This window comes from Thomasclavelia saccharogumia DSM 17460 (assembly GCF_000686665.1).
Taxonomy (GTDB): domain Bacteria; phylum Bacillota_I; class Bacilli_A; order Erysipelotrichales; family Coprobacillaceae; genus Thomasclavelia; species Thomasclavelia saccharogumia.
This window is the reverse complement of record NZ_JMLH01000097.1, coordinates 1-7,521: the sequence shown is the minus strand read 5'-3', so window position 1 is coordinate 7,521 and position 7,521 is coordinate 1. Positions and strand designations below refer to the sequence as shown.

Below are 7,521 nucleotides of genomic sequence, written 5' to 3'. Positions count from 1 at the left end.
TTATGAAAGAAGTTCCTGAACACGAAAAATATTCAAAGGAATTTGATACTATTCCAAAGGAAAAGAAACCAAAGAAAAAATATATTCCTCCTCTTGATCATCCTTGGAGAAATGATGATTTTCTTGGGTTCCTTGCAAAACAGAAGCATCGTGAAAACGGTGCTAATGTTTAACTTTTTTTAAGACATTTTCAATTTTGCTTGACAAAAAAACAGTAAAAAATTCACAGGGTCTTTTTGCCCAAAAAAACAGAAAAAAATATAGCAGTCATAAACACTTAAGATATTTATCATTAAAACTGCTTAAATTAAAAAATTTACTCGTCGTTGCTGCCAAATGATTTATTTATCTTGTATTTTAGGTTAAAATAATTAATAATATACAAGAGATAGGAAGTGATAAAATGAATCCTAGTTTAATAATGTCTTTTGTTGTTACAATGATTATTTCTGCTTTATTAATTCCTATAGTTATTAAAGTAGGAAAAAAATTAGGAATTGTAGCACATAAAAATAAAAGAACTGTTCATAAAGTAGAAGTTCCTCGAATTGGCGGTTATGCAATTTATATTAGTTCTTTAATAGGCGCAGTTATTTTTTTAAAAACAGATCCACAAATAAATGCAATTTTGATTGCTGGATTTTTAGTTTTTTTTGTTGGGCTTTTGGATGATGTTCATGACTTGTCTCCGAAAACAAAATTAATAGTGGAGTTGATTGCTGCTTTAATTGTAATTGGATATGGAAATATTTATTTAAAGGGATTTGATTTTGTACCTGATAATTGGATACCAATAATTCCTGGGGCAATTACAGTTTTATGGATCGTTGGGATAACTAATGCCATCAATTTAATCGATGGTCTTGATGGTTTATCATCAGGAATCTCAATCATTGTTTTATTTACTATATCAATGACATCGTTAACTAGTGGTAGAACAGATATTGCATCACTTTCATTAGTTTTAGCGGGTTCAATCATGGGATTTTTATTTTATAATTTTCATCCAGCTAAGATTTTTTTAGGCGATTGTGGAGCTTTATATATTGGTTTTATGATTTCTGTTATATCTTTATTAGGATTTGGTTATAATGTTTCTACTTTTTTTACATTGGGAGCTCCAATAGTTGTCTTAATGGTTCCAATCATGGATACTTTAATTGCGATTGTTCGTAGAAAAGTTCATCATAAAAAATTTAGTGAGGCTGATAAAGCCCATTTACATCATAATTTAATGTTTAAATTAAAGTTGGGGCATCGCAAAAGTGTAATTGTACTTTATGGGGTAACATTTTTATTTTCATTAACATCATACATATATTTATATGATCCGACTTTAGGAACGATTATGTTTATTATTTTAATGCTTATTTTTGAATTATTTGTAGAAATGACGAATATGGTAAGTCGTAAATATAAACCTTTGCTTACTATAATCAATATTTTTGTACAGAGTGATCATTTGCCAAAAATCAAGATATTAGAACGTTATAGATCTAAAAGATCTAAAAAGAGAGCAGTTATTGATCATGTGGTCATTATAAGCAGTGTGTTATTGATTATAGGTGGTAGTATAACGTATGTTTATATAAATCAAAATAAACCAATCGTTAAAGAACAAAGAGTTACACCGTATCTTAAAACTGGTTCTGGAGAGTTATTAAATGATATTTATGTAAGATTGGATAAAGCTTATCAAAGCAGACTTTTAAATGATGAATGTCAGTTAGTAGCGTCGTATTTTGCTGTCGATTATTTTACTTTAAAAGATAAAGAAGATAATCAGGTCGGGGGATTGGATTATATTTATCCTAAATTACAAAGTGAGTTTAATTCATTTGCGTTGAAGTCGTTTTATACGTATAAAGAAGAATATCCGAAATTAGAAGTAGAGGATTATGAGATTATTTCTTTTTCGCCATCTAAAGTTGTTATTGAAGGATTAGAAGATAATGAATATTATAATGTACTTATTTCTTTAGAATTTAATCGTGAGGTTGAAGGATTATCAAATAGTGCAAATATTGTTTTGGTTTTAGATAATGATCGTTTTTATGTTGTGGGAGTCGATAATGCTTAATTATAAACGGATTTTTAAGCTTGATGATGAATTGTGTCAGTTTCATTTGAAGCAAAAGCAATATTATTTGTTGGAGAATATTAGTCCAACTAGAGATTATCTTTTGAATGATATGAAACTTCCTGAAGGGTTTGATGAAAGTGATCATTATATTTATAAAGTGTATTTTAAAGAGAAGATGATTGCTTTGATAGATTTTCAGTTAGGATATCGTTTTTCAATGAAACATGATGATAAGTGTCTTTGGATTGGTTTGTTTTTAGTTGATGAAGATTATCAAAGAAAGAAATTTGGTAAAATGATTATTGACCATTTTATTGATAAGTATCGAACTAGATGTTGTTTAGTGCAGTTGGCTTGTATAAAGAAAAATGAAAAAGGAATGGCGTTTTGGAAAGCTCTAGGATTTAATAAAATTGCTGTTTCTATGTATAATGATTTAGAAGTTGAGATATTAGAGCTGAAAATTTAATACTATTAGTCAAAGTATTGACGAAATCATTGAAATTTTAAAAATATTATGTTATTATGTTTTAGCGATGTATCAAAATATCAATTAGGAGGTATATTATGTTTGACACCATTTTAAATGTCTTATTAGTAATAATATCAATAGCACTTATTATATTATGTCTATTACAGAGTGGTAAATCTGATGGAATTGTTAATGCCTTAACTGGTCAAAGTTCAAACTTATTTGCTCAACAAAAAGATCGTGGGGCAGATTTGGTAATGACAAGAGTTACGACAGGGCTAGCAATTGCATTCTTCATTATCGCCATTATTATTAGAATGTCATAATAATAGGACTATTGGTCCTATTTTTATTTTTGTTCAAGGAGGTGAATCAATGGAAGATGAGATCTTAACATTGTTAAGTGATGATGATTATATGGATCGATCGATTGATTTGTTAGCTAAAAGATTAGATTGTTTTTCTAGTGAAAATTTTGTTAAATTAGTTAAAATAATGAATGAATTAGAAGAAGCGGGAAAAATAGTAAGAAATAAATACAATCATTACTATTTACCAAATCAATTTGGGATGGTTCTAGGAACACTTACAATCAACAAAAAAGGTTATGGCTTTGTAGCTGTTGATGATCAGGAAAAAGATATCTTTATTGCTCCAGATGCATTAAAAGATGCTTTTAACAGAGATACTGTATTAGTAGAAATTAATAAATATACTAGTCTTGAAAGACCAGAAGGTAAAGTAATTCGCATCATTAAACGAGGGCAGACTAGATTGGTTGGAGAAATAAAAAAAGGTAAACGGGATTATTATGTAGAAGTAGATGATCCTAAGTTTGATAAACCTATTTTTGTTGATCATGCCCATTTACATGGGGCTGTTTTAGGACACAAAGTATTAGTTGAAATTAAAGTTTATAAACCGATTTTAAAAGGTGATGTTGTAAAAATAATCGGTCATAAAAATGATCCAGGAATTGATATTTTATCGATTGTTTATGAACATGATACGCCTGTAGAGTTTAATAAAGCAACTTATCAACAAATAGAAAAAATTCCTGATAATTTAGATGAAATTGATAAAAGTAATCGTATCGACCTTCGTAATGAAACGATCGTAACGATCGATGGTGATGATGCTAAAGATTTAGATGATGCTATTTCATTAAAGAAATTAGCTAATGGCAATTATTATTTAGGAGTCCATATTGCTGATGTGTCCTATTATGTAGAAGAAGGGACTGCGCTAGATAAGGAAGCTTTTGCCCGCGGAACGTCAATATATTTAGCTGATCGGGTTATTCCGATGTTACCTCATAAGCTTTCAAATGGAATTTGTTCTTTAAATCCTAATGTTGATCGTTTTACAATTTCATGTTTTATGGAAATTAATCATCGTGGTGAAGTTGTCGATCATGAAATCGTGCCGGGAATAATTAATTCTACGGAAAGAATGACATATACAAATGTTAATAAGATATTAGATGGTGATCAAGCATTACAATTACAATATGATCATGTTAAAGATTTATTTTTCTTAATGCAGGAATTGGCTTTGATTTTACAAGAGAAAAAAGCTAACCGTGGAGCTATTGATTTTGATGTTAAAGAAGCTAAAGTCGTTGTAAATAGTAATGGTGAAACGACGGATGTGGTTTTAAGACAACGCGGGGCTAGTGATCGGATCATCGAAGAATTTATGTTATTAGCAAATGAAACCGTTGCTGAACATTTTAAATGGTTAGAACTGCCATTTATTTATCGAGTTCATGAACAGCCCAAAACTAAAAAACTGCAACAATTTAGTACAATAGCTAAAATCATGGGATATACGATCAAAGGATCGTTAGAAAATATTTATCCTAATGAATTAAGCAGTATTATTGAAGCAAGTAAAGAAACGCCGGAACATACGATTATTTCAACTCTATTGTTGCGCTGTATGCAAAAAGCGCGTTACGATGAACAGTGTTTAGGACATTTTGGGTTAGCCGATGAGTTTTATACCCACTTTACTTCACCGATTAGACGTTATCCCGATTTAATCGTGCATCGTTTAATTAGAAAGTATTTGTTTGAAAAACGTATAGATGATCAAACGATTAGACATTATCAGGAAATAATGCCGGAAATTGCTCTTCAAAGTTCTAATCGAGAACGTGAAGCTATTGATATCGAACGCGAAGTTGATGATATGAAAATTGCTGAATATATGGAAAAGCATATAGGTGAAGAGTTTGAGGGAATTATAAGTTCAGTTACTAATTTTGGTTTTTTTGTCGAGCTTGATAATACTATTGATGGTTTAGTTCATGTTAGTGATCTAACTGATGATTTTTATTTCTTTGATGAAAAAAATCTTCGTTATATTGGACAAAGAACGGGAAAAGTGTTCAAAATGTCTGATCATGTAAAAGTAAGAGTGATAAGTGCTTCGAAAGTAGATAAATCAATAGATTTTGAAATTGTTGGCATGAAATCCAACAAAAAGACAAGAAAAACTGTTATAATGAATATACGTCGAGATGATAAAAAGAGTCAACCTAGACATAAAGGAAGACATGAAAAGTCACGTCACAAAAGAAATGATTTTTATAAATCTCGAAGTAAAAAACGTAAACATCATTAAATAAGAAGGGGGAATAGGCATGAAGATCATTTCAAACAACAAAAAAGCATATCATGATTATTTTATTTTAGATACATATGAAGCAGGAATTGAACTAAAAGGAACAGAGATAAAATCAGTTCGTTTAGGAAATGTTAATTTAAAAGATGCTTTTGTCCGGATCAAAGATAATGAAGCTTATGTTGAAAACATGCATATTTCTCCTTATAGCCATGGGAATCGCTTTAATCATGAACCTAGAAGAAATAGAAAATTACTTTTACATAAAAAAGAGATTTTAAAAATCTCTAATAAATTAAAAGAAGGGGGCTTGACAGTTGTACCAACTAAGTTATACTTTAATACGGGTAGTAAAGTTAAATTAGAAATCGGCCTTGCTCGTGGTAAAAAACTTTACGATAAACGTCAAGATTTAAAAGAAAGAGATTCAAAAAGAGAAATTCAAAGAGCTTTAAAGAATTATTGATTTGGGGGTGTCCTGGGTTCGACAGGTATATGTCTGACCTTAGCTGCAGTCGAAGGCATTCGTAAAATGCACCAAAAAATAACTGGAAACAGACAAACTAATTACGCTTTCGCTTAGTCGACATAGACATGAAAGCTGCCACTGTTTAGTGTGCCTATAGCTAGATAGCTGGTATCATAAACCCATAGGATAAGGATATCTATAGCTTAGATAGATATTTCGAAAATTTAATAAGCTCGTTAGGTGGAAAATTGCCCATTGATTGTAGCCTAATTAAATTTATTCAACGGGATAAACTGTAGACGCTTTGGAGGGATTGTGCTTGGACAGGGGTTCGATTCCCCTCACCTCCACCATTAAAAAGATACACGCTTTTTATATTTATATGAAAAGCGTTTTAAATAAAATGAGAAAGAGGTAGGCATATGGATTATTTAGATTTTATAAAAACAAATCAAAATTATTTTGAAGATTTTATTACAAGAAGTACTTATCACACAAATTCGATAGAAGGTAGTACTCTTTCATATGCAGAAACCTATGCGATTATTTTTAATGATAATTCTTTTAAAATTAATGCACAACCTCGAGAAATATATGAAGCTATTAATCATAAGTATGCTTTAAATTATATGTTAAATAGTATGATATTGAATAAGGATCTAATATCTTCTGATATTATTAAATTAAATGAGTTAATCAATAAAAATATAAAAGATACTTCAGGATATAGAAAAGTCAATGTCATGATAAGAGGTGCACAAGAAATTCCACCTAAAAGTAGTGAAATGCCGATAAAGATGATGTATTTTATTGATAACTATAATCATTTTCCGATTCAAAGTAAAGAAGATATTTTTAAGAAAATAGCCTATTTTCATATTGAATTTGAACATATTCATCCTTTTGAAGATGGAAATGGAAGAACAGGTAGATTATTGATCAATTATGAATTATTAAAAAATGATTTACCACCTATTGTTATACCTATTGATAAAAGAGATGCTTATTTTCGATATATCGCTAATTATGACGAAGAAACTCTTGCTTATATGATTAAAGATCTAATGCAATATGAGTTAGAAAGGATTCAAGAAATTAAGAATATGTAATATATATTGTTATTATCAAAGTGATGGTGTTTGATATAGAGTTTATTTGCTCCACCAAATTTAATACATGGTTTTGATGCTATTGCAAAAAATATTGATTTTGTCGGAGTTTTTCAATTATTTTACTGAACTTTAAAATACCCATTTATCGTGGATGTCATCATATTTTGGAGGATGTTATCGGCTATAAATGGGCTTTTTTATATATACTTTGCGTGGTTTGGATGTCATATATATAAAGCAAATTTGTATAAAGACAATATATTTATTAATTGATATGATGAAATTGTACAAAGATAGGGAATAAGATAATTATGAAAAAATATGATATAAGTAAAGACTTTGGATTATTTGCCCATTTTTCACCTCCATTTAATAAATTGATATTTCCAATGTCTTCTTTAATATTGGGTATAACCCCAAAGTTGTTAAAAAGTAGTGGAGATGTAAAAATAATACGAAAAAAAATGAAAACGGATGATAAAAAGAATATAGATTTATATATTTTTAATCCTATTAATATAAAAACTGATAAAGTGATTTTATATATTCATGGAGGAGGATTTGTTTTTAAAGGATATTCTAGTCATTATCATCTTTGTTCAATATTTGCAGATAAGTGTCATTGCAAAGTTATATATGTAGATTATCGCCTTGCACCTAAATATAAATATCCAATTCCCTTGAATGATTGTTTTAGTGCATATAAATGGATTATAGAAAATGCTGATTATTTAAAAATTGATATAAATAAAATTAT

Annotated in this window: 7 protein-coding genes and 1 other RNA gene; all 8 read left to right on the top strand. The window is 29.2% G+C overall.

The genetic code is table 11. The features are described from left to right. Nucleotides 1-403 precede the first annotated feature (403 nt). Nucleotides 404-2,080 carry an MraY family glycosyltransferase gene (locus BR82_RS0113960; RefSeq protein ID WP_027090674.1) on the top strand — a complete coding sequence of 559 codons (1,677 nt, stop codon included), beginning with the start codon at nucleotides 404-406 and terminating at the stop codon, nucleotides 2,078-2,080. After that, the gene (locus tag BR82_RS0113955) at nucleotides 2,073-2,552 is read left to right on the top strand and encodes a GNAT family N-acetyltransferase (protein WP_027090673.1); all 480 of its coding nucleotides are present in this window, start codon (nucleotides 2,073-2,075) and stop codon (nucleotides 2,550-2,552) included. The genes BR82_RS0113960 and BR82_RS0113955 overlap by 8 nt, the downstream gene beginning before the upstream one ends. Before the next feature lie 98 nt (nucleotides 2,553-2,650). Then, nucleotides 2,651-2,881 carry a preprotein translocase subunit SecG gene (gene secG, locus BR82_RS0113950; RefSeq protein ID WP_024721085.1) on the top strand — a complete coding sequence of 77 codons (231 nt, stop codon included), beginning with the start codon at nucleotides 2,651-2,653 and terminating at the stop codon, nucleotides 2,879-2,881. Nucleotides 2,882-2,930: 49 nt separating this feature from the next. Beyond that, on the top strand, nucleotides 2,931-5,183 hold the full coding sequence (rnr, locus tag BR82_RS0113945; RefSeq protein WP_027090672.1) for a ribonuclease R: 2,253 nt from the start codon (nucleotides 2,931-2,933) through the stop codon (nucleotides 5,181-5,183). A gap of 19 nt (nucleotides 5,184-5,202) precedes the next feature. Continuing rightward, nucleotides 5,203-5,649: an SsrA-binding protein SmpB gene (gene smpB / locus BR82_RS0113940; protein WP_027090671.1), complete on the top strand. Its 447-nt coding sequence runs from the start codon at nucleotides 5,203-5,205 to the stop codon at nucleotides 5,647-5,649. A gap of 3 nt (nucleotides 5,650-5,652) precedes the next feature. Further along, nucleotides 5,653-6,005: a transfer-messenger RNA gene (ssrA, locus tag BR82_RS16885) on the top strand. A gap of 69 nt (nucleotides 6,006-6,074) precedes the next feature. Beyond that, nucleotides 6,075-6,761, top strand: coding sequence for a Fic family protein (locus tag BR82_RS0113935; protein WP_027090670.1), 687 nt, complete (start codon nucleotides 6,075-6,077; stop codon nucleotides 6,759-6,761). A gap of 314 nt (nucleotides 6,762-7,075) precedes the next feature. After that, on the top strand, nucleotides 7,076-7,521 hold a 446-nt coding region (locus BR82_RS16020; protein WP_027090418.1), incomplete at its 3' end, for an alpha/beta hydrolase fold domain-containing protein.

Bases quoted from the DNA above. Each gene is read 5' to 3' on its own strand.
- BR82_RS0113935 (WP_027090670.1), top strand. From the start codon at position 6,075: ATGGATTATTTAGATTTTATAAAAACAAATCAAAATTATTTTGAAGAT.
- rnr (WP_027090672.1), top strand. From the start codon at position 2,931: ATGGAAGATGAGATCTTAACATTGTTAAGTGATGATGATTATATGGAT.
- smpB (WP_027090671.1), top strand. From the start codon at position 5,203: ATGAAGATCATTTCAAACAACAAAAAAGCATATCATGATTATTTTATT.
- secG (WP_024721085.1), top strand. From the start codon at position 2,651: ATGTTTGACACCATTTTAAATGTCTTATTAGTAATAATATCAATAGCA.
- BR82_RS0113960 (WP_027090674.1), top strand. From the start codon at position 404: ATGAATCCTAGTTTAATAATGTCTTTTGTTGTTACAATGATTATTTCT.
- BR82_RS0113955 (WP_027090673.1), top strand. From the start codon at position 2,073: ATGCTTAATTATAAACGGATTTTTAAGCTTGATGATGAATTGTGTCAG.